Source organism: Xanthomonas sp. 3075 (assembly GCF_014197275.1).
Taxonomy (GTDB): domain Bacteria; phylum Pseudomonadota; class Gammaproteobacteria; order Xanthomonadales; family Xanthomonadaceae; genus Xanthomonas; species Xanthomonas campestris_B.
Window position 1 is genome coordinate 53,168 of record NZ_JACIFI010000004.1, and the last position, 24,993, is coordinate 78,160.

General features: G+C 65.4%; 21 protein-coding genes, 1 tRNA gene and 1 pseudogene. 14 read left to right on the plus strand and 9 right to left on the minus strand.

The features are described from left to right. Positions 1 to 6 precede the first annotated feature (6 nt). The 10 genes from GGR62_RS05170 to GGR62_RS05215 all read left to right on the plus strand — a co-directional run bounded on the left by GGR62_RS05170 (position 7) and on the right by GGR62_RS05215 (position 9,936). Complete coding sequence (locus tag GGR62_RS05170; protein WP_184406885.1) at positions 7 to 564, plus strand: hypothetical protein; 558 nt, start codon at positions 7 to 9, stop codon at positions 562 to 564. Between the two features lie 138 nt (positions 565 to 702). Beyond that, positions 703 to 1,251 (plus strand): hypothetical protein, encoded by a 549-nt coding sequence (locus tag GGR62_RS05175; RefSeq protein WP_184406886.1) that lies wholly within the window; start codon positions 703 to 705, stop codon positions 1,249 to 1,251. A 186-nt stretch (positions 1,252 to 1,437) separates the two neighbouring features. After that, positions 1,438 to 2,730, plus strand: a complete 1,293-nt coding sequence (folC, locus tag GGR62_RS05180; protein ID WP_184406887.1) for a bifunctional tetrahydrofolate synthase/dihydrofolate synthase — start codon at positions 1,438 to 1,440, stop codon at positions 2,728 to 2,730. 60 nt (positions 2,731 to 2,790) lie between these two features. Beyond that, positions 2,791 to 3,849 carry an SPOR domain-containing protein gene (locus GGR62_RS05185; protein ID WP_184406888.1) on the plus strand — a complete coding sequence of 353 codons (1,059 nt, stop codon included), beginning with the start codon at positions 2,791 to 2,793 and terminating at the stop codon, positions 3,847 to 3,849. 229 nt (positions 3,850 to 4,078) lie between these two features. After that, positions 4,079 to 4,825, plus strand: a complete 747-nt coding sequence (locus GGR62_RS05190; protein WP_184406889.1) for a CvpA family protein — start codon at positions 4,079 to 4,081, stop codon at positions 4,823 to 4,825. 30 nt (positions 4,826 to 4,855) lie between these two features. Next, positions 4,856 to 6,322, plus strand: coding sequence for an amidophosphoribosyltransferase (gene purF, locus GGR62_RS05195; RefSeq protein ID WP_184406890.1), 1,467 nt, complete (start codon positions 4,856 to 4,858; stop codon positions 6,320 to 6,322). A 7-nt stretch (positions 6,323 to 6,329) separates the two neighbouring features. After that, positions 6,330 to 6,896 (plus strand): hypothetical protein, encoded by a 567-nt coding sequence (locus tag GGR62_RS05200; protein WP_326520237.1) that lies wholly within the window; start codon positions 6,330 to 6,332, stop codon positions 6,894 to 6,896. Next, complete coding sequence (locus tag GGR62_RS05205; protein WP_184406892.1) at positions 6,893 to 7,699, plus strand: ferritin-like domain-containing protein; 807 nt, start codon at positions 6,893 to 6,895, stop codon at positions 7,697 to 7,699. Before GGR62_RS05200 ends, GGR62_RS05205 begins: the two co-directional genes overlap by 4 nt. Positions 7,700 to 8,129: 430 nt before the next feature. Continuing rightward, a complete protein-coding gene (locus GGR62_RS05210; protein WP_184406893.1) occupies positions 8,130 to 9,383 on the plus strand; it encodes a zinc-dependent metalloprotease in 1,254 nt (417 codons plus the stop codon). 133 nt (positions 9,384 to 9,516) lie between these two features. Beyond that, positions 9,517 to 9,936, plus strand: coding sequence for a hypothetical protein (locus GGR62_RS05215; RefSeq protein ID WP_184406894.1), 420 nt, complete (start codon positions 9,517 to 9,519; stop codon positions 9,934 to 9,936). A gap of 326 nt (positions 9,937 to 10,262) precedes the next feature. Here the strand turns inward: GGR62_RS05215 and lpxH are convergent, their stop codons facing one another. The 8 genes from lpxH to GGR62_RS05255 form a co-directional block, all read right to left on the minus strand. Further along, positions 10,263 to 11,006, minus strand: a complete 744-nt coding sequence (gene lpxH / locus GGR62_RS05220; protein WP_184406895.1) for a UDP-2,3-diacylglucosamine diphosphatase — start codon at positions 11,004 to 11,006, stop codon at positions 10,263 to 10,265. Positions 11,007 to 11,764: 758 nt separating this feature from the next. Further along, positions 11,765 to 12,307: a phosphatase PAP2 family protein gene (locus GGR62_RS05225; protein ID WP_184406896.1), complete on the minus strand. Its 543-nt coding sequence runs from the start codon at positions 12,305 to 12,307 to the stop codon at positions 11,765 to 11,767. Continuing rightward, positions 12,288 to 13,424, minus strand: coding sequence for a glycosyltransferase family 1 protein (locus GGR62_RS05230; protein ID WP_184406897.1), 1,137 nt, complete (start codon positions 13,422 to 13,424; stop codon positions 12,288 to 12,290). The genes GGR62_RS05225 and GGR62_RS05230 overlap by 20 nt, the downstream gene beginning before the upstream one ends. 215 nt (positions 13,425 to 13,639) lie before the next feature. Further along, positions 13,640 to 15,160 carry an exopolyphosphatase gene (ppx, locus tag GGR62_RS05235; RefSeq protein WP_184407029.1) on the minus strand — a complete coding sequence of 507 codons (1,521 nt, stop codon included), beginning with the start codon at positions 15,158 to 15,160 and terminating at the stop codon, positions 13,640 to 13,642. 184 nt (positions 15,161 to 15,344) lie between these two features. Beyond that, positions 15,345 to 17,447: a polyphosphate kinase 1 gene (gene ppk1 / locus GGR62_RS05240; protein ID WP_184407030.1), complete on the minus strand. Its 2,103-nt coding sequence runs from the start codon at positions 17,445 to 17,447 to the stop codon at positions 15,345 to 15,347. A gap of 121 nt (positions 17,448 to 17,568) precedes the next feature. Beyond that, the gene (gene phoR, locus GGR62_RS05245; protein WP_184406898.1) at positions 17,569 to 18,897 is read right to left on the minus strand and encodes a phosphate regulon sensor histidine kinase PhoR; all 1,329 of its coding nucleotides are present in this window, start codon (positions 18,895 to 18,897) and stop codon (positions 17,569 to 17,571) included. A 70-nt stretch (positions 18,898 to 18,967) separates the two neighbouring features. Then, a complete protein-coding gene (gene phoB, locus GGR62_RS05250) occupies positions 18,968 to 19,657 on the minus strand; it encodes a phosphate regulon transcriptional regulator PhoB (RefSeq protein ID WP_184406899.1) in 690 nt (229 codons plus the stop codon). A gap of 181 nt (positions 19,658 to 19,838) precedes the next feature. After that, a complete protein-coding gene (locus tag GGR62_RS05255; RefSeq protein ID WP_184406900.1) occupies positions 19,839 to 21,485 on the minus strand; it encodes a M48 family metalloprotease in 1,647 nt (548 codons plus the stop codon). 294 nt (positions 21,486 to 21,779) lie between these two features. Here GGR62_RS05255 and grxC point away from each other — a divergent pair, with 294 nt between their 5' ends. The 3 genes from grxC to GGR62_RS05270 all read left to right on the plus strand — a co-directional run bounded on the left by grxC (position 21,780) and on the right by GGR62_RS05270 (position 23,880). Further along, positions 21,780 to 22,085 (plus strand): glutaredoxin 3, encoded by a 306-nt coding sequence (gene grxC, locus GGR62_RS05260; protein WP_184406901.1) that lies wholly within the window; start codon positions 21,780 to 21,782, stop codon positions 22,083 to 22,085. Beyond that, the gene (locus GGR62_RS05265; protein ID WP_184406902.1) at positions 22,082 to 22,477 is read left to right on the plus strand and encodes a carboxymuconolactone decarboxylase family protein; all 396 of its coding nucleotides are present in this window, start codon (positions 22,082 to 22,084) and stop codon (positions 22,475 to 22,477) included. The genes grxC and GGR62_RS05265 overlap by 4 nt, the downstream gene beginning before the upstream one ends. Positions 22,478 to 22,872: 395 nt before the next feature. Beyond that, a complete protein-coding gene (locus tag GGR62_RS05270) occupies positions 22,873 to 23,880 on the plus strand; it encodes an isocitrate dehydrogenase (protein ID WP_184406903.1) in 1,008 nt (335 codons plus the stop codon). A 121-nt stretch (positions 23,881 to 24,001) separates the two neighbouring features. On the opposite strand, the pseudogene GGR62_RS05275 reads toward GGR62_RS05270, so the two are convergent. Continuing rightward, positions 24,002 to 24,763: pseudogene (locus GGR62_RS05275) on the minus strand (Bax inhibitor-1/YccA family protein). Between the two features lie 152 nt (positions 24,764 to 24,915). On the opposite strand from GGR62_RS05275, the gene GGR62_RS05280 reads away from it, so the two are divergent. Further along, a tRNA-Pro gene (locus GGR62_RS05280) sits at positions 24,916 to 24,992 on the plus strand. The last annotated feature ends 1 nt before the right edge of the window (position 24,993 follow it).

Sequence of the window (24,993 nt, forward strand, 5' to 3'; positions counted from 1 at the left end):
CAACGAATGCATAGGCCGCGTCATATACGTTTAGCTATTTTGTTTTTAACGCCGACGGCGTTGCTTTTCTTTGCTAATTCTTTCAAATTTCTTCCGCCTGTCAACGCTTCAATCGACCTCACCCTTGTGGTCTTCAGTCTCGCTGCGATGGCCCTGTTCGGTACGCTTTTCTGGGCCAATGCGACTGGCAGGCTCCAACGTCAGTCGCAGCGGATAGGTATCGAACGCTGTGTCTTTCGGTGGCTGATGTCGACGATGGTGATCGGGCTGGTTGCGTGGGCGCTTGTTGTCAGAATTGTGCCCTGGGCATGGACCGAGGCGTTCGGCAGCATGTATTCAGAGCAAGTGCTCATACACCCAGGGCCTAAAAGCCTGATGTGCCCTAACGCACTCCTGATCTACCCATTGCCTCATGGCGCACCTATGCGGCTTTGCGTTCGCGAGCACGAGGTAATGAGCTTCCCGAAAGTTGCGGTTAGTGCGGTCATCCAAGGCAAGCGTTCATCACTGGGCTCCACTGTGCATGATTACTATCCCACCGCACCGCAGGTAACGTCGCCCTAGCCATGCTGATGTGCTGTATGAGCCAGGAGTGAGTGCAATGAATGCTTTGCTTTTTTTTGGTTGTATAAGACGATGTTTTAGCCCTCGTCGCACTGCTCATGAGTGTGTGGTGTAACGAGCGATTACAAGGGCGGTCCAGTGAAGTTAAAGTTGTTCGCATGGATGAAGATCGGAACATTTTTTGTCTTGATGGGACTGCTTGTCTTAGGTCTGTTTGCCGATTTTGTTCCTGCAGATTTCCTGCAGGGACGCAATTTAAAATGGCCATGTTTAGCGGTTGGTATCGTGCTGACAGTGTGGCTACGCAAGCACAACCGGCGTCTAGGTCGCCCAACGGACCTGGACGGACACGGGCGTATTTTCAGTGTCTTCATGTTCTTCGCAACACCCGTAATGCTGGCCTTTGTGTCGTGGTTGTTGCTGGCAAAAACGGTACCCTGGTTGCTGACCTGGGCCATTGGCGGGTCATTCGAAGAAGCGTATGTCATGCAGACGGACCATCAATCGAGTCGAAGCACCTGTGAATATCGGCTGCGGGGTGGGCCAATGGAACATGGGTTTCCAGATTACCTCTGCATCCACGAGGAGCTGTATCACCGCTATCCACAGCAGCAGGTCGCAGTGATATTGAGAGGGCAGCGCTCACGATTGGGGACACACATCGTCGAAATCTACGGTCCGCAATGACGCACCACTCGATTATTGTCGTGTTGGCCGAATAGATGTCGTCCCACATTCAGCGCGTTGCCAAGTGCTCACGGATGGCAGGCACCGAGCGTCTGCGATTCAACGGTGGAAAACTGCTACTGCTGGTAGTCCAGGACCCGGGCAACCGCGATAATGCGCGCTGCCCGCAAGACGTCAGGTAGCACAGTGACCACCCCCAACACACTCTCCGACTGGCTCGCCTATATCGAGCAGCAGCATCCGCAGAACATCGCCATGGGCCTGGAGCGCGTGCGCGAGGTCGCTACGCAGTTGCAATTGGTGGCGCCGGCCAAACACGTCATCGTGGTTGGCGGCACCAACGGCAAGGGCTCCACCGTGGCCTTTATCGAGGCGATCGGGCGCGCGGCCGGCTGGAAGGTGGGTGCCTACACCTCGCCGCATCTGCTGCGCTACAACGAGCGCGTGCGTCTCGATGGCAGTGAAGCGAGCGATGCGCAACTGGTGGACGCATTCGCAGCCGTCGAAGCGGCGCGCGGCCAGACCGCACTGACCTATTTCGAGTACGGCACGCTGGCCGCGCTGTGGCTGTTGCAGCACTCCGGGCTGGACCTGGCGGTGCTGGAAATCGGCCTGGGCGGGCGGCTGGATGCGGTGAATATCATCGATTCCGATGTTGCTGTGATCACCACCGTGGATATCGACCACACCGATTGGCTGGGCGAAGACCGCGAGGCGATCGGCGCCGAGAAGGCCGGCATCATCCGCGCCTGGAAACCGGTGGTGCTGGGCGAGATCGATCCGCCATCGAGCGTGTTGCGGCGCGCCTATCAGCTGGGCGCCAATGCGATCCGCGCCGGCAGCGATTATTTCTTCGAGCGGATCGACGCACCGCACGCGGACGTGCAGCATTGGCGCTGGCGCGATGTTGCAGTGACCCTGGAACTACCGATGCCGGCCCTGCACGCACCCGTGCAACTGGCCAACGCCGCCGCCGCGATCGCCGCGGTGCAGGCATTGCCGGTCGAGGTACCCCATGCCGCCTGGGCGCAGGGCATCGCCAACGCGCAAGTGGCCGGGCGCCTGCAGCGTATCGACGCCGATGGCGTGCAGGTGTTGCTGGATGTCGGCCACAACCCGCAGGCCGCGCGCGCGCTGGCCGACGCGCTCGGCGCGCAGGCGCACGCCGGCAGCACGCACGCGATCTATGCCGCATTGGCGGACAAGGATGTGCTGGGCGTGGTGGAGGCTGTGGCCGCGCAGGTCGACCACTGGGCGCTGGCCGGGCTGGAAGGCGCGCGCGGGCAGTCGGCGCAGGCCTTGCTGGCCCGTCTGCATAGCAGTGCCGCCGCGCAGGCGGCCTGTCACGTCGATGTGGCGAGCGCCCTGCGCGCGGTGCTGGCGCAGGCCAAGCCCGGCGATCGCGTGCTGGTGTTCGGTTCGTTTCACACCGTGGCCGACGCAGTGCAGGCACTTCATTCAGCCCATCCGGGTCGGTAGCCGGGCGGCGGCCTTATAATCGCTGCGGCACCCCGCCACGCCGCCTCCTGTCTCTATCACGTGGATACTGCTCTGAAACAGCGACTGATTGGCGCCATCGTTCTGGTGGCGCTTGCCGTGATCTTCCTGCCGATGCTGGTCAAGGGCCCCGCGCCTTCGAGCGGCGTGGCCGATGTGCCGCTGGAGGCACCTGCCGCACCGGCCAATGGCGAGTTCGAAACCCGCGAGCTGCCGCTGGTCACCCCGGGTGATGCGCCGGCCGGTGGCGCGCTGGGCATGCGCGGTGCCGCGAGCGCGCCGGCAGCGGTGCAGGACAACCCCGATGCGGCCGATCTGGCCAACCCCGCCAGTGCGCCATCCGCGCCTGAGGTGGCGGCCGGCAACTACGCAGTCAACTTCGGCGCCTATGCCACCAGCGCCGATGCCGACGCGGTATTGGCGCGACTCAAGCAGGCGCAGCTGCCCGGCTTCAGCGAAAAGACCCAGATCAACGGCCGCCCGGCCTGGCGCGTGCGCGTAGGGCCGTATGTCGATCGGGCGCAAGCCGAGTCGGCCCGCCTGCAGGCGGTGAAGGTGCGCAGCGACGTCAATGCCCAGGTGGTGACGCTGGATGCCAACGCCGCCGCCCCGCCGGCCGCCGCTGTCGCCTCGACGCCTGCACCGGTGGCAAAGCCGAGCAGCAGCGTGGCCGCCGCCAGCAGTGCCGCTGCGACCAAGACCGAAAGCCTGCCGCCTGAGCCGGCCAAGCCGGTCGCCGCCGCGCCCAAGCCGGCCGAAGCCCCCAAGCCTGCGCCGGCCAAACCGGACATGGCCAAGGCTGAGCCGGCCAAGCCCGAACCTGCCAAGCCGGCAGCAGCTGCGCCGGCTGCACCGGCTGCCAGTTCGGTCGGCTTTGCCGTGCAATTGGGCGCCTTCGGTCGCGCAGAAGACGCCAACGCATTGCGCGACCGTGTGCGCGCCGCCGGTTTCAGTGCATTTGTCGAGCAGGTGCGCACCGATAAGGGCGCGCTCAACCGCGTGCGCGTCGGTCCGGTGGCCAATCGTGGCGATGCCGAGCAATTGCGTGCACAAGTGGCGGCCAAGGTCGGTATTTCCGGCATGGTGCGTCCGCATCCGTAAGTCGATCGCGCCACCGTCGGGTGAGCGCAGTCGATGCAGCACCTGGCCATCGGCATGACCCCCCGTACACTGTGGGTGTCGCACGCCGTCGGCCGCTATCGGATTGCCGCCGATGCCATGCGATCGGCTGCGGTCAGCGCTTGGATCGCCTCACACCCACGGAGGGGAGGGCAATGAACACCGAGTCACGTTGCAGCAACGGCGCGCGCGCCGCGCGGAGAGGTTGGCGATGATCGACATGGTGTTGGGCGTCATCATTCTGGTCTCGGCCCTGTTGGGTTTGCTGCGCGGCTTTGTCGCGATCGTGGTCGGCACGCTGTCGTGGCTGCTGGCCGGCTGGGCCACCTTTCAGTTCGGCGGCTCGGCCGCGCGCTGGCTTGCCGACGGCAAGCATCCGTCGGCGACCGAGTCGTTCGGCGGCTACGCAATGGTATTCGTCGGCGTGCTGATCACCGTGGCGGTGATCGGCATGGTGATCCGCGCAGGCGTCGATGCGGTGCGGCTGGGCGGCATGGACCGCATGCTCGGGTTTGGCCTGGGCGTGGTGCGCGGCGGGTTTCTGGCCAGCGTGCTGGTGCTGCTGATGGGCTTTACGCCGCTGCCGCGCGAGCCGTCGTGGCGCCAGTCGGTGTTGCTGCCGGTGCTGTCGCCAGGGGCGGGCTGGATGCGCGCGCAACTGCCGGCCTGGCGGATGCCGTCGATGGACATGCCATCGATGGAACTGGGCAACCTGCAAACGGAGTTGGGGAAGTTGCCTTCAACAGGCGATAATACCGACCTGGGCAAGGCGCTGTCCGGGTCCGGTCTGAGCGATACCTTCACGCGTGCACTTGGGCAACCCGGTAAAGCCGCCAGCGACGGACGCGGTCCGACGCAGGCGATGCCGGCCAATATCGATCCGGCGCAGGTTCGCGGCGGAGAAAGTGACCCGGCTCGGGTCGAGTCCCAAGGCCAGGCACGGCCCCCTTCACAGTAACGGCGCAAGCCGTAGCGGAGAACGCGCACCATGTGTGGCATCGTCGGTATTGTCGGCAACCAGAACGTCGCCGGGCAGCTGTATGACGGCCTGACCGTCCTGCAGCATCGAGGGCAGGACGCCGCAGGCATCGCCACCGCAGACGGCACGCGCCTGCGCGTGCAAAAGGCCAACGGGCTGGTGCGCGATGTCTTCGACGAAAAGAAGATGGCGGTGCTGGAAGGCCGTGTCGGCATCGCGCATTGCCGCTATCCGACCGCAGGCTCGGAAGGCATGGACGAGGCGCAGCCGTTCTACGTCAACTCGCCCTACGGCATCGCGCTGGCGCACAACGGCAACCTGATCAACACCGAGGCCTTGCGCCAGCAGGTGTTCGAGGCCGATCGTCGCAACATCAATACCGATTCGGACAGCGAAGTGCTGCTGAACGTGTTCGCCTACGAGCTGGACGCACAGCGCATGCTCACCCCCGAAGCGGCGATCCGCGCGGTGGCCGGCGTGCACCGCCGCTGCAAGGGCGGCTATGCGGTGGTCAGCGTGGTGCTGGGTTTGGGCCTGGTGGCATTCCGCGACCCGCACGGCATCCGTCCGCTGGTGCTGGGCAAGCGCGAGCACGCCGAAGGCATCGAATACATCGTGTCCTCCGAATCGGCGGCGCTGGACATCCTGGGCTATCAGCGCGTGCGCGATGTACGCCCGGGCGAAGCCTTGGTGATCACCGCACGTGGCGAGTTGTTTTCGGAGGTTTGCGCCTCGCCGACCACCAATGCGCCGTGCATCTTCGAATATGTGTACTTCGCGCGTCCCGATTCGATGATCGACAACATCTCGGTGCACAAGGCGCGCATGCGCATGGGCCTGAAGCTGGGCGAGAAGATCCTGCGCCTGCGCCCGGATCACGATATCGACACCATCATTCCGATCCCCGACACCTCGCGCGACGTGGCGCTGGAGATGTCCAACGTGCTCGGGGTGAAGTACCGCGAGGGCTTCGTCAAGAATCGCTACGTGGGCCGCACCTTCATTATGCCGGGGCAGGGCGAGCGGCAGAAATCGGTGCGTCGCAAGCTCAACCCGATCCACCTGGAATTCCGTAATCGCGTGGTGCTGCTGGTGGACGATTCGATCGTGCGCGGCACCACCAGCCGGCAGATCGTGCAGATGGCGCGCGACGCCGGCGCGCGCAAGGTGTATCTGGCCTCGGCCGCGCCGCCGGTGCGTTACCCCAACATCTACGGCATCGACATGCCGGCGGCCGAAGAGCTGATCGCGCATGGCCGCAGCGAGCTGGAAATCCAGGAGTTCCTGGGCTGCGACTGGCTGATCTACCAGGATCTGGAAGACCTGGAGGTGGCGGTGCGCGAAGGCAATCCGGACATCCAGCAGTTCGATTCCTCGTGCTTCAACGGCGAGTACATCACCGGCATCGAGCCGGGCTATTTCGAACGCATCCAGCAGTTGCGCTCGGACGATGCCAAGAAGCGTCGTCGCGCCTGAGTCGCTGGTGCGACGTAGCCGGCGGGCCAGTGCGGCTGCCGTGCTTGCCGCGTTGATGCTGGTCGGCTGCATCGGCCGCGATCCGGTAGCGGTCCACAGCGTGGACGACCCGCGTCTGCGCGATGGCAGCGTGCCAAGCGCGCAGTTGACCGCGCTGCAACTGTCCATGGCCCCGGACCAGTTGGCGGTGCTGCAGCCCGGCTACAGCGCACCGCTGGCGATTGTCGGCGGCTACCGGATCGGCCAGGATCTACTCATGTTGCGACTGCGCGCGCAGCGCTCCTCCGACGACGTACGCGCCGATGCGCTGCAGTGGGGCTATGCGGTTGACTGCCGGGACGGCACGGATCGTCTGCTCGCCGCCGGCATCGGCGTCGATGCCGGCTGGCCCTCGCACGCACCCGTGGCGGACATTGCCGAACCGACCATCACCGACCGCCGCCGCGCGTTCGCCCTGGCCTGCGCGCATCGCGTGGATTGCGAGCTCAAGGTGGCTGGCAACCGTTGCGAGCAGGCCGCGCGCGCCTGGCTGGACATGCGCCAGGCGCCGCCGCGCGCGCCGGCAGTGTCGTGAACGGCGACCTGTACCAGGCCGCGCGCGCGTGCCTGGACGAGGCCGACCCGCTGCACAAGGTGGCGCTGACCCAGCGCTACGCCGCCGCCTGGCGCGATGGCGCGCTGAGGCGCGATGCCGATGCGCCGGCGCCGTGCCCGATCCGCATGCCGGGCCGGCCCGCAACGCCGGTGCTGGTGCATCCGCGCGAGCTGCCGCGACGCGGCCTGGGTACGCCGGAAGGGCGTGCGGCCTTCATCCATGCCATCGCGCATATCGAACTCAACGCCATCGATCTGGCCTGGGATGCGGTCTACCGGTTCCGTGGCCTGCCCGAGGCGTTTTATGCCGACTGGGTGGCGGTGGCCGACGACGAATCGCGTCACTTCATGCTGCTGCGCGCGCGATTGCACGCACACGATCACGCCTATGGCGACTTCCCTGCGCACAACGGCCTGTGGGAAATGTGCGAGAAAACCGCGCACGACGGACTGGCGCGCATGGCGCTGGTGCCGCGCGTGCTCGAAGCGCGCGGCCTGGATGTGACACCGGGAATGATCGTCAAACTGCGCTCGCTCGGCGATAGCGCCACCGCCGACGTGCTGGACACCATCCTGCGCGAAGAGGTGGCGCATGTGGCCGCTGGTTCGCGCTGGTATCGCTGGTATTGCGCGCAGGCCGGCATCGAGCCGCGCGCGCGTTTCAAGCAGTTGCTGCGCGAATACGCGGGCGGCTATCTGCACGGGCCATTCAATATCCAGGCGCGGCTGCTCGCCGGCTTCGATGAAGACGAACTCGCCAGCCTGGTGGAGCAGGCCGGCTGAGAGCGGGAAGGGCGCGTGGGCGCTGTGACGCATCATCGCGCGCAAGGACTGCGCCGCCGATCTGCTGCGGCCGGCATGCGCCGATGCAGCGCTGCGTCCAACGCGGGTTGCTCATGCACCGTGTGCCGATGCAGCTCCGATTCCGGTCGCGTCTCCAAATGGCGGCAGCGATTGCTTGCTTCTGCGCGGTCGGCGGGCGTTGCACTCGATATCCGCCCCGTCTTGAGTGCCTCCCGCCGCCCGACTGTGCGCTGGTTCCGATCGCATGGCCGCCGGAATCGCATCCATTCACAGATAAACATCACAGAACCGTACTTTCATGGTGTAACACCTTGCATTGGATGCAGTCCGGCGCGCCCTAATGGCGTCCCGGGGGCAGGGGCCCGGCGTTTCACATCCGTTACTTCCATGTCTTAAGGAGAGAGAGACGATGAAGTCGAAGTCGATGTGCACCACGGTGGGTCTGATCGCCATGTGTCTGGCCGGGTCGGCCGCTGCTGCCGGCAAACCGCTGTATCAATCCGGCCCTGCGCTGAGTCGCGGCGCGACCGCCACGGCCAATGCCGAACCCTCATTGCAGCGCTTGCTGAGTGCACCGTCCACGGCCAACGCGCAGGTGGTCCAGCTCGATGCCGACGCGGTTGCCGCGTCGGAAAAACTGCTGGAACTGCAGCTCGATGGGCAGACCGTCACCGCCACCCAGGCCAAGGTCGATGCCCTGGAGGGCGGCGATAGCGTGTGGTACGGAAACCTGGGCCCGCGCGCGGGCACCCGTGCACGCACGCTGTCGGGCGTGGATCCGCTGAATTCGGCCATCCTGGTGCGCAGCGGCGACACCGTCACCGGCACCATCCGCTATGCCGGCAAGCTGTATCGCCTGCGCCCGCTCGCCGATGGCCGTCATGTGCTGGTGCAGCTGGAAGAAAGCCGCATGCCGCAGGAGCATCCGGCCGACTACTCCCTGTTGCCGACCATCGACATGCCCAGCGACGGCCGCGTCACCGCCGCTGCCGCATCGTCTGGCAGCCCGGCCACCATCCGCGTGCTGGTCGTGGCCACCAATCAGGCGGTCGCCGCGTACGGCGGCAACATGCAGTCGCTGGTGCAGCTGGCCGTGGCCGAGGCCAACCAGGGCTACATCAACAGCAATGTCGGCATCACCTTGCAGCTGGCCCGCTACGAAACCACCAGTTACAGCGAGAGCGGCAACTTCACCACTGACCTGCAGCGCTTCCGCGTCACCAACGACGGTTACATGGACAGCATCCACAGCAGCCGCAACACCTACACCGCCGACGTGGGCGTGATCGTGTTGAACAACAACAGTTACTGCGGCCTGGCCTCGGGCATCGGCTCCACCGCCGCGAGCGCATTCGCATCGGTGTACTGGGATTGCGCCACCGGTTACTACAGTTTCGCGCATGAAATCGGGCATCTGCAGAGCGCCCGCCACGACAGTGCCAACGATCCGAGCACCTCGCCGTACGCCTACGGGCATGGCTATCGCTACGGCAACAGCTGGCGCACCATCATGGCCTACGACTGCACCGGCGGTTGCCCGCGGTTGAACTACTGGTCCAACCCCAACATCAACTACAACGGTGTGCCGATGGGCAATGCCAGCACCGCCGACAATCAGCGCGTGCTGGTCAACACCAAGGCCACCATCGCCGGGTTCCGTTGATGGCGTGAGGATGAGCTGTTCACTTCCCGGCACCGCGTGTGCCGGGAAGTGACGCTACACCCGCGCGCGATCATCGCGCAGACTAGACCCACCGCCGGCAGTGGCCGGCCATGTCTTGTCGAGCGGAGCCCTCATGTCCACGTCCCTGCGTTATGCGGCCCTGTGCCTCGCCGCGCTGACGGTTGCCGGATGCAAGCAGCAACCTGCCGAACCCACTGCGTCGCAGCCTAAACCGGCGATTGCGACTCCCGCGCCGGTCACCGAACGCGATGCCAGGGCACGCGCGCTGCATCTGCTGGAAGCCAGGTTGCAGGGCGACCAGTTCTATCCGGACAACTGCATCAGCATCCTGTCCGAGGAGGCTGACGCCGGCAGTCCCGGTGCCTTGGATTTTGCGGTACACGAGCGCCATGGCAACGGCTGCCCCGGCGACCCGCAGACCAGCCCGGTGCGCGATCGCTTCCGCGTGCAGGCCGATGGCAAGGTGCTGTGGTACGACGTGGTCAATGCCGATTTCGTCGACTACGCCGAGCATGCACGCGCGCCGCAGTGATGGACTGCGATCGCAGAGCCCGGTGCAGTCGTTCGGGCGCGTGCGTGCGATGGGGCTTGATCGATGAAGCCCCATCGCGCCCGGCTGTCGTCCACGCCGACGGTGCTGCGTTGGTCGGCTACATGCCCTGGTATGGCTGGCACAAGCGTGGAGCACTGTTTGTCGGGTGAGGTCGGCGGCTCGCCCAGGCCCATCGGGCCGCTGGTCCGCGGCATAAGCGCGGCACCAGATCGATGTCGCCCGGCGGTGCATGTGGTGGATGTGGCAGCCACTTCTGCATGCAGCTGTCGCCGCGTTGGGCGGCGACATGCGACAGCTGGCAATGCCTATGGAGTCAATTGCTCCAGCACGACGCCATCGGCATCCACGCGCAACACCGAGCCTTGTTCGTACCAGTCGCCCAACACGATGCGTGTACAGGTCTGGCCGCCGGCTTGCAGGGTGTGGATGGCCGGGCGATGGGTATGCCCGTGGATCAGGCGATCCAGTCCGTAACGCACGAAGGTCGCTTCCACTTCGGCTGGCGTGACGTCGGTGACCGTTTCAAAACGCGACTGGTCGCCTTGCTTGAGTTCGGTATGGCGCGCCTGGCTGGCCGCACGCGCCTGTTGCGCGAATGCCACCCGTGCTTCCAGTGGCTGTGCCAGAAACTGCGCCTGAAACACCGGGTCGCGGGTTTGCGCACGGAACGCCTGGTACGCGGTGTCGTCGGTGCACAGCAGATCGCCGTGCATCAGCAACGTCGGGTGTGCGTACAGATCGATGACGGTAGGGTCGGGCAGGATGCGAAAACCGGCGCGCTGCGCGTAGTCGTCGCCGACCAGAAAATCGCGATTGCCCGGCATGAAGAATACCGGCACGCCGGTATCGGCCACCGCGTGTAGCGCCACCGCGACGGTGTCGGCGGCGGTCGATGGGGTGTCATCGCCGATCCAGGCTTCGAACAGATCGCCGAGGATGTAGAGCGCGTCGCTACCGGGGACCTGCGTGCGCAGGAAGTCCAGAAACAACTCGGTGATCGCCGGCCGGGCCGGATCCAGATGCAGGTCGGAAATGAACAGTGTCGTCATTACGCCATTGTACGGCGGTAGCGCGGGACGGGAACCGGGGCTCGGGGATTCGGCGAAGCGTCGCATCGGCATGGCAACTGCCGTGCGGGTGGTCGTGCTCTTTACGGCGAGGAGCAGTGATAAACAGCCAAGGTGCACACCCGGGCGGTCACGCGATGTCTGGCGGCACAGGCGTTAGCAGTCGGCAGATGCTGTCCGTTGCCAGCACGACCGTCGGGGCGGACGTCGCCTCGCCTGTGGCGGAAGAGCAACCGGCGTGAGTGGCTGCCGGCGACCCCTCCCCCATCCGCCCTGCGGGCACCTTCCCCCGCATGCGGGAGAAGGGACATGGATCGACTGCGCAGTGGCCCACTCGCGCGTGCGGCAGAGGGGACGTAGATCGATGCGCATAGCCCCTCTCCCGCGTGCGGGAGAGGGGACGTAGGCCGACGCGCAGAGCCCCACTCCCGCGTGCGGCAGAAGGGACGTAGACCGATGCGCAGTGGCCCACTCCCGCGTGCGGCAGAAGGGACGTAGATCGATGCGCAGAGCCCCTCTCCCGCGTGCGGGAGAGGGGTTGGGGTGAGGGGACGGAAGCGGTAGCTGCAATCGATTCGCGCCGGCGTTTTTTCAAACTCCGTAGAAGATCTTCTCTGCCGAATGCGCGCGGCTTTGTTGGTACGTTCATCCGCCCCTACGTGGCACCTTTTCCCGACGGGAGAAAGGCGCGGGGCTGTTGCTTGAAGGTCAGACCGTCAGCCCGGCAGTTGCCTCACCTGTCACCCCAACAACAGCGGCAGCCCCCACAGCGAGAGACTGGCCAGCACCACGCCGATCGCCGTGGCAGCCAGCACATCGCTGGGATAATGCAGGCCCAGCACCACCCGCGACAGCGCCACGCCGGCCGAAAACGGCACCAGCAAGGGCGCCAGCCACGGGTAATAGGCCAGTGCCACGATGCTGAAGGACACCGCATGCAAGGTGTGGCCGGACGGGAAACTGAACTCGTCCAGGGGGGCGACCCAGGCGCGGATGCGCACGTCGGCCGCGTACGGGCGCGGCCGACGCGTCCAGCGCTTGAGCGACTTGTACAGCGTCAGCGCGAGCACGCCGGTGGCCGCCATATGCGCCGATGCGCGTACGCCGTCCATGCCGTCCAGCACCACCAGCAACGCCATCAGCCCGTACCAGAACATTCCATCGCCCAGGCGGCTGATGGTGGCGAAGACGCGGCGTACCGCATGACGCCGGCACCAGTGATTGGCGCGCCGGCACCAGCGTGCTTCGTGACCGCGTAGAACCTCAAGCCGCGTTGTCGACATAACGCCCCCGTGCAGCGGTGATGCCCAACAGCAGGGCTTCGAAATCGGACACCACATTGTCCGGATGCAATTTCTTCATCGCCTGCGCCGCTGCCGCGCCCATGCGCTGGCGCAGTGCATCGTCTTCGGTCAGGGCGACGGCGGCCTGGGTGAAGGCCTCGTCGGTCTCGACGGCCTCGCCGCTCTGGCCGCTGCGCAGGTACTCGCGGGCCGCGCCGTAGTCGAAGGCGATGGTGGTCACGCCGCTGGCCATCGCCTCCAGGGTCACGTTGCCGAAGGTCTCGCTGCGGCTGGGGAACAGGAATAGATCGCCGCTGGCGAAGTGACGCGCCAGCGCCTCGCCGCGCTGCACGCCGCAGAAAATGAAGTCGGGATTTTCGTGCGCGATCTTTTCGCGCGCCGGTCCATCGCCGACCCAGACGAAGCGCGCCTTCGGGCGGATCTGCTGCAGCTTGCGAAACGCGCGCACGGCCAGCGGCAAATTCTTCTCGTTGGCGATGCGTCCCACATAGATTGCGGCGAAGCCTTCGCCTTCGATGCCCCATTCGGCGCGCAAGGCGGGATCGCGGCGCACCGGGTCGAACTGCTGGCTGTCCACCGCGCGGGCCAGCAACTGCACGCGCTCGAAGCCGCCATCGCGCAGAAACTGCTGCAGCTCGCGCGTGGGCACCAGCGTGGCCTCGGCCTGGTTGTGGAAACGCCGCATCCAGCGCAATGCGGTGCCTTGCAGCCAGGCCGCACCGTAGTCGGGCAGGTATTCGTCAAAGCGCGTATGGAAGCCGGTGGCGACCGGGATGCCGAGCCGGCGTGCGGCACGCATGGCCGACCAACCCAGGGGGCCTTCGGTGGCCACGTAGATCGCATCCGGTTGCGTGGCGCGCCAATGGCGGATGAGGCGTTGGGTGGCAGGCAGGCCGAATTTCAGTCCCGGATAGCGCGGCAGCGATGCGCCGCGTACCAGCAGCGCCGTGGTTGGCTCGCTCTCGTCGGTTTGCCGTGGGCGGACCACGTCCACCTGGTGCCCGCGCGCGCGCAGGCCGGTTTCCAGCCCGTGCACGGTCAGTGCGACGCCGTTGACTTCGGGGGGATAGGTTTCGGTAACGATCGCGTAGCGCATGCCCGGACTCCCGTTTTCGCTAGCTTCAGGGAAGGCCATGGCATTGATGTTGCGCCGACAAGACGCAGCGGTGACAAGCGCGACGGGTTTGGGGATTCGGGATTGGAGACTCGCAAAAGCGGCCTCTGCGCATCTCGGCGAGCACGCAACACATCACGAGCCGCGGTCAACAAATCCCCAATCCCCAATCTCGAATCCCGCCTGAGGCCCAGGCCTCAGGTCACAAACGGTTTGAACTCGATCCCCAGCCCGGCCATGCTTTCGACTTCGCCGATCAGGTCGGCGCGCAGCAGCGGGCGCGAGTCGATCCAGCTTTGCGACAGGATCAATGACAGCCGCGTGTCGTCGGCGCTGAGTTCCAGCGTCGGAATGGGGTCGGACTCGTGCGCGCGATGCAGCAGTACCGCCAACCGCAACAGTGCGGCCTTGCGACGGGTCGGCAGCAGCAGGCGATCGGGCAATGCGTCGAATGCGGTCTTGGGCACATTGCGTCGATGCGTGCGCACCAGCGACGCCAGCACCTGCTGTTCCTGCCGCGAAAAACCGGCGATATCCGAATGCTCCAGGATGTAGCTGCCGTGCACGTGATACTGGCTGTGGGCGATGATCAGCCCCAGCTCGTGCAGGCGTGCGGCGCGGCGCAACACCTGCGCATCGTCGCCGTCCAGTTGCCAGGATTCGCAGATCTGATCGAACAGGCGGCACGCAGTGGCTTCCACGCGCTGGGCCTGTACTTCGTCGATGCCGTAGCGCTGCACCAGCGAAGCCACCGAGCTGTCGCGCGGGTCGTTTTCGCCGCCACGGCCGAGCATGTCGTACAGGATGCCTTCGCGCATCGCCGCCTTGCTGACCATCAGCTTCTCCAGTCCCAGGGCCTGGAATGCCGCTTCCAGCACCAGGATGCCGCCGGCGATGATCGGTCGCCGTTCGGCGGCCAGGCCGGGGAGTTGGATGTCTTCGATGCGCTTGGCCTTGAGCAATTCGTCGCGCAGCGCGGGCAGCGCCTCGGCGGTGATCGCGCCCTTGGTCAGCTTCATCGCCGCACAGATCTCGCCAATGGCCTTGTGCGTGCCGGACGAGCCGATCGCCTCATGCCAGCCCAGCGCCTTGTACTGATTGGCGAACTGCTGGAACTCGGCGCCGATCTCGGTCAGCGCATCCTTCCATTTCTTCTTCGACAGCTTGCCGCCGGGAAAGAAGCGCCGCGTGCTGGCAATGCAGCCGGCCTGCAGGCTTTCGCGTTCCAGCGTCTGGAAACCGCGGCCGATGATGAACTCGGTCGAGCCGCCACCGATGTCGATCACCAACCGGCGTTGATCGTGCTTGGGGGGCTGTGCATGCGCAACGCCCAGATAGATCAGGCGCGCTTCCTCGCGCCCGCTGACCACTTCGATTGCATGCCCGAGCGCGGTCTCTGCCGGCATCAGGAACGTCTGCGGAGAGCGTAGTTGACGCACCGTGTTGGTGGCCAGCGCGCGCACGCGCAGCGAGGGCACGTCGCGAATGCGTTGGCCAAACCGCGCCAGGCATTCGAGCGCGCGCTGGCGCGCGTCGTTGGACAAACCGCCCTTGCCATCGAGGCCGTCGGCCATGCGCACGGTTTCGCGTAGGCGATCGACCACGCGCAGCTGACCCATCAGGTAGCGCGCAATGACCATATGGAAGCTGTTGGACCCTAGGTCGATGGCGGCAAGATAATCGCCATCGCGCAGGGGCGGTATCGTGGGGGAGGGCATTGGCATGGCCGAATGGTAGCCGATGGGCCGTTGGCCCCGTGAGAGCAACTCGCTAAACGCCTGCGCGCGTTGCCCGGCAGGCGCGATCGATGCTCGGTGCGGATGCTCGGTGCGGCCGGGATCACGCGGCCACTGCGTCGCCGCAGCCACCCGACGTGCGCTCGCCAGGTGGGGTCAGCCGTGCTCAGACCCGATCGAGCAAGGTCATTTGCGCCGAATGTGGCGGCTCGCCGGGGCCCGGCGTGCGCTTGTGGTAGACACCTTCGGCATCCAGTTCCCACGCGCTGACGTTGTCGTCCAGATAGTTCTGCAGCCCCTCGCGATAGACGCGCTTGGCCAGGTCCGGGTCCAGGATCGGGAAGCAGGTTTCCACACGCCGCAGCAAGTTGCGCTCCAGCCAGTCGGCGCTGGCGCAATACAGCTCCGCTGCTCCATCGTTGCCGAACCAGTACACGCGGCTGTGTTCCAGGAAGCGCCCCACGATCGAACGTACCCGGATGTTGTCCGACACGCCTGGTACGCCGGGGCGCAGCGTGCAGGCGCCACGCACGATCAGATCGATCTGCACGCCGGCTTGCGAGGCGGTATACAACGCACGCACCACCTGCGGCTCGTTGAGCGCGTTCATCTTGGCGATGATGCGGCCTGGCCGGCCATTGCGGGCCAGCCGTGTTTCGCGCTCGATCCGCTTCAACACGCCGGCATGCAGCGTAAATGGCGATTGCAGCAACTGATCCAGTTTCAGGCGCGGTGCAAGCCCGGACAATTGCTGGAACAGCATGTGCACGTCGTTGCCGATATCCACATCGGCGGTGATCAGGCTGATGTCGGTGTACGCACGTGCGGTGCCGCTGTGGTAGTTGCCGGTACCCAGATGCACGTAGCGTTTGAGCTTGCGTCCTTCGCGCCGCACGATCAGCAGCATCTTGGCGTGGGTCTTGAAACCGACCACGCCGTAGACCACCTGCACGCCGGCTTCCTGCAGCTTGTCGGCCAGGCCCAGGTTGGCTTCTTCGTCGAAGCGCGCGCGCAATTCCACCACCACGGTGACGTCCTTGCCGTTGCGTGCGGCCAGGATCAATGCATCGACGATCAGCGAATCCTTGCCGGTGCGGTACAGCGTCTGCTTGATCGCCAGCACGTTCGGGTCGACGGCGGCCTGGCGGATCACATCCAGCACCGCAGTGAACGCATCGAAGGGATGATGCAGCAACACATCGCCCTTGCTGACGATCTGGAAAATACCGTCGTTGTCGCGCAAGGTGCGCGGATTGAACTGCGGATACTTGAGCTCCGGGCGCTGCACCAGGTCGTAGACCTGGGTGACGCGGCTCAGATTGACCGGCCCGACGATGCGATACACCGCGTTTTCGTTCAAACCGAAATTCTGCAGCAGGGTGCGCATGATCGGCGCCGGGCAGTCGTGTGCGATCTCCAGGCGCACCGCCGGCCGGTAGCCGCGCGTGACCAGTTCGTCGCGCAAGGCCAACGCCAGGTTCTCGACTTCTTCCTCGTCCACCACCAGCTCGGAATTGCGGGTGACGCGGAACTGATAGGAGCCCTGGACCTGCATGCCCGGGAACAGTTCGTCCACGAACTCCGACAACACCGAGGACAGGAACACGAAGCTCTGCGTCCCCTCCGGCGACAGGCTGGCCGGCAACTGGATGATGCGCGGCAACGAACGCGGCGCACGCACGATGGCCAGGTGGCCGGCGCGGCCGAATGCGTCCTGGCCTTCCAGCACTACCACGATGTTCAAGGTCTTGTTGAGAATCTTCGGGAACGGATGCGCCGGGTCCAGGCCCAACGGCGACAGCACCGGCATGATCTCGTTGCGGAAGTAGGCGCGCAGCCAGCGTTTCTGGCGCGAGGTCCACGTCGCGCGGCCGAGCACGGCAACGCCGGCCGACTCCATCGCCGGGCGCAGCACTTCATTCCAGGCGTGGTACTGCTGCTCGACCAGCTTGGCGGCACGATCGTGCACGGCATTGAGGATGGCGGTCGGACTCAGGCCGTCCGGCGAAGGCGGCAGTCCGAACTCCTGCGCATGCCGCACGGTGGCGGCACGGATCTCGAAGAACTCATCCAGATTGGTGCAGGAGATACACAGAAAGCGCAGCCGTTCCAGTAGCGGCACCTGCTCGTCCAGCGCCTGCGCCAGCACCCGGAAATTGAAATCCAGCTGCGACAGTTCCCGGTTGATGTACAGCGCCGGATCGCGTAACGGATCGGTGGCGATGTCTTCGGAAGGTGTGGTGTCGTGCAAATTTTTGGCGTGGCCCATGGAGTCGGTCATCAAGACGGAGATGGTGTGCGGTGTTACAGCGCGCAAGCTGCGGCGCAGGCAATGCAGCGCGCGTTGCGCGGCTGCATCGCGCCGCGCTGCGGCACGCGCTCTCTACATATCACGCCAAGCGTGACAGTGGCACCGACTGTTCGCGTTGCGCGACGCGTGCCGCACCGAAATGGCATGAAAATTCGCTGCCGCGTCCGACTTCGCTTTCGATTTCCAGCCGCGCCTGATGCAGCCCCAGGATGTGCTTGACGATCGACAGCCCCAGCCCGGTGCCGCCGCTTTCGCGCGAGCGGCTGCTGGACACGCGGTAGAAGCGTTCTGTAATGCGCGGCAGATGCGAGGCGGGAATGCCGTAGCCGGTGTCGCGCACGGCCAGTGCGGCGCCATCGCCTTCGCGCACGAAGCGGATCGTCACCATGCCGCCGCCGGGGGTATAGCGCACCGCATTGGTCACCAGGTTGGAAAACGCGCTGTGCAATTCCTTGTTGGAACCGAGCAGGTCCACGCCGGCTTCATCGATCACTTCCACCGTGTGCCGGCCCTGGCTGTGCGCTTCGGCCTCGCGGCGCAGGGTCGAAAGCATCGGCGCCATCGCCACGTGTTCTTCGCCGAGCTCTTCCTGCGATTCCAGCCGCGACAGGGTCAGCAGGTCTTCGACCAGTTGCGCCATGCGCTGAGACTGCTTGCGCATTTCGGCCAGCATCGGGCCGGAGTCGGGAAAGTCCTCCGGGTCGAGCATGTCCAGATAGCCGTGCACCACCGTCAGTGGTGTGCGCAGTTCGTGCGAGACGTTGGCCACGAAGTCGCGGCGTACCTGCTCCAGCCGCAGCAGCTTGCTGACATCGCGGGCCACCAGCAGCCAGTAATCGTCCGAGTAGGGGATCAGGCGCAGATTCAAACGCAGGTCCGGGTCCACCGGCGAGGCCGCATCGAGCATGGGTTCGGCATTGCGGCCGGCCGCCAGCCAATGCGCCAGCGGCAGCGGCTGCAGCCGCTCCACCACCGACACGCCCATGTCGCCAGGATGATGCAGGCCCAGCAGTCCGCCGGCGGCCTTGTTGAACCACTGCACGCGCTGGCTGTTGCGATCCACCACCACCACCGCGTCGGGCAATGCCTGCGCGGCGGCGCGGTAGGTCCGCAGCATGTCGATCAAACGGCGCTTGCGCGCGCGCATTTCGGCCTGGCTGCGGTAGAGCAGCCGATCCAGTTCGTTCCACGCACCGACACCGGCGGCCGGCTCGGCGCGCTGGCGCGCGGTCAGGCGGCGCAGCACCTGGCGCAGTCGCCAGTAGTGCCACGCCAGCACGCCCAGCGCGGTCAACGTCAGCGCCATCCAGATATGCTCGATCAGGATGCCGACCAGCACGGCAGCGCCCAGCAGCAGGGCAAGGGTGCCGAGCGTCTTGAGCCAGGCGGAACGGATATGTCGGGGCATGGAAGGCGTTACCACAAAGCGTCAGGTAGGCGTGCGACCCGGCCAGTTTGCGCGGCCTTTGCGACAACCACTACGTTGCCGAAGAGAAACGGTAGCCCGAGCCCCGCACGGTCTGCACCATGTTTTCCAGGCCGAAGGGCTCCAGCGTCTTGCGTAGGCGGCGGATATGCACGTCGATGGTGCGCTCTTCCACGTAGACGCTGCCGCCCCAGACATGGTCCAGCAACTGGGTACGGGTGTACACCCGCTCCGGATGGGTCATGAAGAAATGCAGCAGGCGGTACTCGGTCGGGCCGATCGGCACCGGCGCGTCGCCGGCGAATACCCGGTGCGCGGCGCCGTCGATGCGCAGGCGACCCACCGCCACGCTGCCGTCCTCGTCGTCGTCGCGGGTGCGGCGCATCACCGCACGGATGCGTGCCAGCAACTCGCGCGCCGAGAACGGCTTGACCACGTAGTCGTCGACCCCGGCCTCCAGGCCGCCGACCCGGTCGTTTTCCTCGCCGCGCGCGGTCAGCATGATGATCGGGATCTCGCGGGTCAGCGATTCCTTGCGCCAACGCCGTGCAAGATCCAGCCCGCTGGTGCCTGGCAACATCCAGTCCAGCAGGATCAGGTCGGGCACACGGTCGGCAATGGCGGTCTGCGCCTCGCGTGCGTCGCCAGCATGGATGGGCTCGAACTCGCCTTTGCGCAGCGCGAACGCCACCATGTCGCGGATCGCGGGTTCGTCATCGACGATCAGAATGCGTTTTTGCACGCGGGGCGTACCGTCTGGCTTTGGTTGGTCGCCAGTAGACTACGGTTTTGTGACTCTAATGTGACATGGATGGCGAATCCTCAGCGCGCTGACACATTCCGAAGCGAACTGTTCCTTGAAGCTGACGGGGATGGCGATGTGCTGTCGTCGCTCGGTGTGCGGGACGCGGCCGGGTGGCGCATCAATCCCTGGAGAGATCCGGGTCGCGAATCCCCTGGCGGCGCAATTCGAGCACGGTCGGGGTGATCGCCGCGATGCGCGCATCCACACGCGCCCGTGTCACATAGTCGAGGTCCTTCTTTTTCAGTGCTTCCAGCTGGATCAGGGCCTGCTCCGGGCGGCCGTTCAAATATGCCGACTCGGCATACGCCTCGCTGGCACGCAGGTGGTCGCCGGCCAATTCGCAGGCGCGGGCGTAGGTCTGCTGCAGCAACGCGTCGTCGCCACTGCGATGCAGCAGCGGTTCCAGCACCTGACGCGCGCGCTGGCCGGAGTCCTTGCTGGACTGCTCGTTGAGCGCGCCGGCATAGGTCAGCACCACTGCGCGGTTGTTCGGCAATTGTTTGAGTAGTGCATCGAAGCGCGCGTTGGCCGCCTCGCGCTGGCCCACCCGTGCCTGCGCCTCGCTCAGGCCCAGGGTGAGCCAAAGATTGTCCGGATGCGCTTCCAGCAGGCTGCTCAACTCGGCGATCGGTTCGCTTGGGCGACCGCCGCTGTTGCGTAACTGCGCCAGCGCCAGCCCGTAACGCTGGGCGTCGGTCAGGCCGTGCTTGGTGCCGCGACGCAGGGTGTCGTATTCGCGGATGGCGGCACTCGGCGTGGCGGCGCTGAGCACCCGCAGGCGCTCCTTTGCCCAGTCGAAGCCCTGTTGGTCGCCACCCCGGCTCAGTGCGTCCACCGGCAGCCGCAGCGCATACGGAAGCAGTGCGTTGCCGTTGCGGCTCAGTGGTTCGGACAGCGACGGATCGGAGGGGTTCACCCGCTCCTGGCGCGTCCCGCCCGGTACCGAGGTGGTCAGCACCACGGTGTTCTTCTTCATCTGCTCGGCGCGCGCCTTGGCCTCGCTGATGCGGGTGACGGTGACCGGGTGGGTCTGCAGGAAATCCGGCGCGCTGTAGCCGCCTTCGTTGGCGCGCATCGCCACCGACATGCGTTCAAAGAAGCCGGCCATCGCATCGGCGTCGTAGCCGCTGCGGACCAGCGTGCGGATGCCCAGGCGGTCGGCTTCGGATTCGTTGGAGCGGGTGAAGTCGATCTGGCGCTGCTGCATCAGCCCCATCGCGCTGGTGATGCCGGCCATGGTGGCATCGCCCTTGGAGTTGCCGCCGGCCTGCTGTGCGGCGACCACCGCCGCCAGCATGCCGAGCAGGATCGGGATCTGATCGCGTTGCGCGCGCTCCACTCCGCGCAGCACATGCTGCTGGGTGACATGGGCGATTTCGTGCGACAGCACCGCGGCCACCTCGTCCTCGCGCTCGGCGGTCAGCACCAGTCCCGCATTGACCGCGATATAGCCGCCCAGGGTGGCGAAGGCATTGATCTGGCGGTCGCGCAGCATGAAGAACGTAAACGGCTGCTGCGGCTGGTCGCTGTTGGCGCCCAACCGGGTGCCCATGGTCTGCAGCCAATCGGTGATCAGCGGATCGTCCAGCACATAGTCGTAGTTGCGCAACTCGGCCAGCATCATCTTGCCGTATTCGGCCTGGCGCGCCGGGGTCAGCAACTCGCCGGCAGACGAGCCGATGTCGGGCAGGCGGCTTTCCTGCGCAGGTGCCACACCCACGGCAATGGCCAACGTGAGGGCGGTGGCGAGCGGTAGCAGGCGCAAGTGAAACTCCCAGGTGGTGCGCGGAGCATGCAGGCAGCGCGGCGCAATGGCGTGAATCGGCAATTAAGGGCGACTATCAAGCACGGCTGCGGCGTTGACCAGACGGGCGCTACAGTTGGCGGGCGCGCACCAGGTGCCACCCTTGCTGCGGCGCCTGTCCTCCATCCGCGCACCCTGACGCCCGGTTGCCACGGTCCGACAGTTGGCATGATCCACAGTGTTGCGGTGACGACATGGAAATTCCAGTCGCCCGGTACCATGTGTCAGACCTTCAGACCAACCACGGAGTTTCCCGTGAGCCAAGACGATACCGTGCAGGCAGCTACTGGCCCGCAGATCACCCTGTATTCCTCCGCGATCTGCCCGTATTGCGTGGCGGCCAAGAATTTCCTCAAAAGCAAGGGCCAAACCTGGACCGAGGTGCGCATCGACCTGGATCCGGCCGAGCGCGACAGGATGGTCGCCCTGGCCAAGCGCACCAGCGTGCCGCAGATCTTCGTCGGCGACGTGCATGTCGGCGGCTACGACGACATGATGGCCATGCACCGCGCCGGCAAACTCGAACCGTTGCTGGCCGGCGCCACGGGCGGTCAGGCATGAGTGGGGGCGATCACGATACCGACGATCGTCTGCGCGAGTTCACCGAATTCCGCCAGCGCATGAACCAGCGCATCCTGGCCGAGCCGAACCAGGTGGTCCGCCGCTTCTTCGCACTGGACACCCAGACCTACCAGGCCGGCGCGCTGGACGTCAAAACCAAGGAGCTGCTCGGCCTGGTCGCCTCGATGGTGCTGCGCTGCGACGACTGCATCAGCTATCACGTCGCCCAATGCAAGGAGGCCGGCGTGACCCGCGAGGAATTCTTCGAAACCTTCTCGGTCGGCCTGGTGGTCGGCGGTTCCATCGTCATTCCGCACCTGCGCCGCGCGGTGGATTTCCTCGACCAGCTCGAAGGCGGCGCGCCGGCGCCGGCGCAGCACGCGCACGGCTGACGCGCGGCTGATGGATGACAGCCGGAACGTCTGCGCGCGCGCGTCGGGATTGGTGATTCGGGATTCTTTAGAGGCATGACAGCGCGTGCCGCCATTCGAGGCGGCACGTTGCGTTTGGGTGGTCTGGTTTTCTGACGGCCAGGCATGGGCAGATACGTCCCTACGGTATCTGCCTGCGTTGGCGTTCGGTCTGCCGACGTGCGATGGCCGCACGTCGGCATCCTGCGCCATCGCGCTTCACCGGCTCCCGCAGCGGGCATCGCGCTCGCTCTTAGACCAAGGTCGGTTTGGGCGCCTTCACCGGCATCGGGCATAATTGCCGGTGAAACCTCCTTGCGCCGATCTGCCGGGGTTCCGGCTGGCGCTCCCCCCTTCAAGTTCGGAAACCCAACGTTATGACGCAGACAATCACGGTCATCCGCGGCGACGGTATTGGCCCGGAGATCATGGATGCCACGCTGTTCGTGCTCGACGCGCTGCAAGCTGGCCTGACCTACGAGTACGCCGATGCCGGCCTGGTCGCGCTGGAAAAGCACGGCGACCTGCTGCCCGAGTCCACCCTGGCCTCGATCACCAAAAACAAGGTCGCGCTGAAAAGCCCGCTGACCACGCCGGTGGGCGAGGGTTTCAGCTCGATCAATGTCGCCATGCGTCGCAAGTTCGACCTGTACGCCAACGTGCGTCCGGCCAAGTCGTTCCCCAACACCAAGTCGCGTTTTGCCGATGGCGTGGACCTGATCACGGTGCGTGAAAACACCGAAGGCGCCTACCTGAGCGAAGGCCAGGAAGTCTCGGCCGATGGCGAAGTCGCCATCTCCGGCGCCCGCGTCACCCGCAAGGGCTCCGAGCGCATCGTGCGCTATGCCTTCGACCTGGCGCGCGCCACCGGCCGCAAGAAGGTCACCGCCGTGCACAAGGCCAACATCATCAAGTCGACCTCGGGCCTGTTCCTGAAGGTGGCCCGCGACGTGGCCGCGCAATACCCGGAAATCGAATTCCAGGAAATGATCGTCGACAACACCTGCATGCAGCTGGTGATGCGTCCGGAACAGTTCGACATCATCGTGACCACCAACCTGTTCGGCGACATCATCTCCGACCTGTGCGCCGGTCTGGTCGGCGGCCTGGGCCTGGCTCCGGGCGCCAACATTGGCGTCGATGCGGCGATCTTCGAAGCCGTGCACGGCTCGGCGCCGGACATCGCGGGGCAGGGCAAGGCCAACCCGTGCGCACTGCTGCTGGGCGCCGCGCAGATGCTGGACCACATCGGTCAGCCGCAGAACGCCGAGCGCCTGCGCGAGGCGATCGTCGCCACCTTGGAAGCCAAGGATTCGCTGACCCCCGACCTGGGCGGCACCGGCAACACCATGGGCTTTGCGAAAGCCATCGCCAGCCGCCTCTAAGCGACGCGGCGACTCAAGAAAGAAAGGGCGCCCAACGGCGCCCTTTCTTTTTGCTCGAAACGCAGGATGCGCAGGGAATCGGCTCTTACGATTCCCCAATCCCGATTCCCCAATTCCCGGCTCAGTTGCGCGACTGCAACTTGGACAGCAAACGCAGGAACTCCAGATACAGCCACACCAGCGTGACCATCAGGCCAAACGCGCCGTACCACTCCATGTGCTTGGGCGCGCCGTGCTCCACGCCGCTTTCGATGAAGTCGAAGTCCAGCACCAGATTCAATGCAGCGACCACCACCACGAACAGGCTGAAGGCGATGCCCAGCCAGCCGGAGTCGTGGATCATCGGCACCCTGATGCCGAAGAAGCTCAGCACGAACGAGGCCAGATAGACCAGGGCGATACCGCCGGTGGCGGCAACCACGCCGAGCTTGAAGTTCTCGGTCGCCTTGATCAATCCACTGCGGTAGGCGAACAGCAACGCAAACAGCGTGCCGAACGTCAGCAGCACCGCCTGGAAGACGATGCCGTTGAAACGTGCTTCGTACACCGCCGAAATCGCACCGAGGAAAAACCCCTCCACCAGCGCGTACAGCGGTGCGCTGACCGGTGCCCAGGTCGGCTTGAAGATGGTGGCAAACGCCAGCACCAGACCGCCGATGGCGCCGCCGATCATCTACACGCTGGCAATCGGCAGCGGCTTGCCATCCAGGCCGATCGACTGATTCCAGGCGAAAGCGGCGGTGACAAGCGCCATCAGCAACAGCGCGCCGGTCTTGTTGACAGTGCCGTTGAGCGTCATCGCTTGACCGTCGCGGGTGACCACCGCGCCGGAGCCAAGGTCGAGGAACGTGGATTCCCGAAGGGCAGGATTGCCGCTACGCATGCGTGTTCTCCATGAAATATAGATGCCTGCCGACTTGGCGAGCAGTGTTGCGAGGATACCGGATTGGCGAATTGACACGCAGTGATTGACAGCAAGGCCAATCGTTCCCAAAATAGCCGACCTTTCGAGCCTTCGGGATCGGAAGGTCCCGCCGGGGTATAGCGCAGTCTGGTAGCGCGCCTGCTTTGGGAGCAGGATGTCGGGGGTTCGAATCCCTCTACCCCGACCAT

Coding starts and splice junctions, on each gene's coding strand:
- purF (WP_184406890.1), top strand. CDS start 4,856: ATGTGTGGCATCGTCGGTATTGTCGGCAACCAGAACGTCGCCGGGCAG.
- GGR62_RS05190 (WP_184406889.1), top strand. CDS start 4,079: ATGATCGACATGGTGTTGGGCGTCATCATTCTGGTCTCGGCCCTGTTG.
- ppk1 (WP_184407030.1), bottom strand. CDS start 17,447: ATGGGCCACGCCAAAAATTTGCACGACACCACACCTTCCGAAGACATC.
- lpxH (WP_184406895.1), bottom strand. CDS start 11,006: ATGACGACACTGTTCATTTCCGACCTGCATCTGGATCCGGCCCGGCCG.
- GGR62_RS05225 (WP_184406896.1), bottom strand. CDS start 12,307: ATGTCGACAACGCGGCTTGAGGTTCTACGCGGTCACGAAGCACGCTGG.
- GGR62_RS05270 (WP_184406903.1), top strand. CDS start 22,873: ATGACGCAGACAATCACGGTCATCCGCGGCGACGGTATTGGCCCGGAG.
- phoR (WP_184406898.1), bottom strand. CDS start 18,897: ATGCCCCGACATATCCGTTCCGCCTGGCTCAAGACGCTCGGCACCCTT.
- GGR62_RS05170 (WP_184406885.1), top strand. CDS start 7: ATGCATAGGCCGCGTCATATACGTTTAGCTATTTTGTTTTTAACGCCG.
- GGR62_RS05265 (WP_184406902.1), top strand. CDS start 22,082: ATGAGTGGGGGCGATCACGATACCGACGATCGTCTGCGCGAGTTCACC.
- GGR62_RS05230 (WP_184406897.1), bottom strand. CDS start 13,424: ATGCGCTACGCGATCGTTACCGAAACCTATCCCCCCGAAGTCAACGGC.
- ppx (WP_184407029.1), bottom strand. CDS start 15,160: ATGCCCTCCCCCACGATACCGCCCCTGCGCGATGGCGATTATCTTGCC.
- GGR62_RS05210 (WP_184406893.1), top strand. CDS start 8,130: ATGAAGTCGAAGTCGATGTGCACCACGGTGGGTCTGATCGCCATGTGT.
- GGR62_RS05215 (WP_184406894.1), top strand. CDS start 9,517: ATGTCCACGTCCCTGCGTTATGCGGCCCTGTGCCTCGCCGCGCTGACG.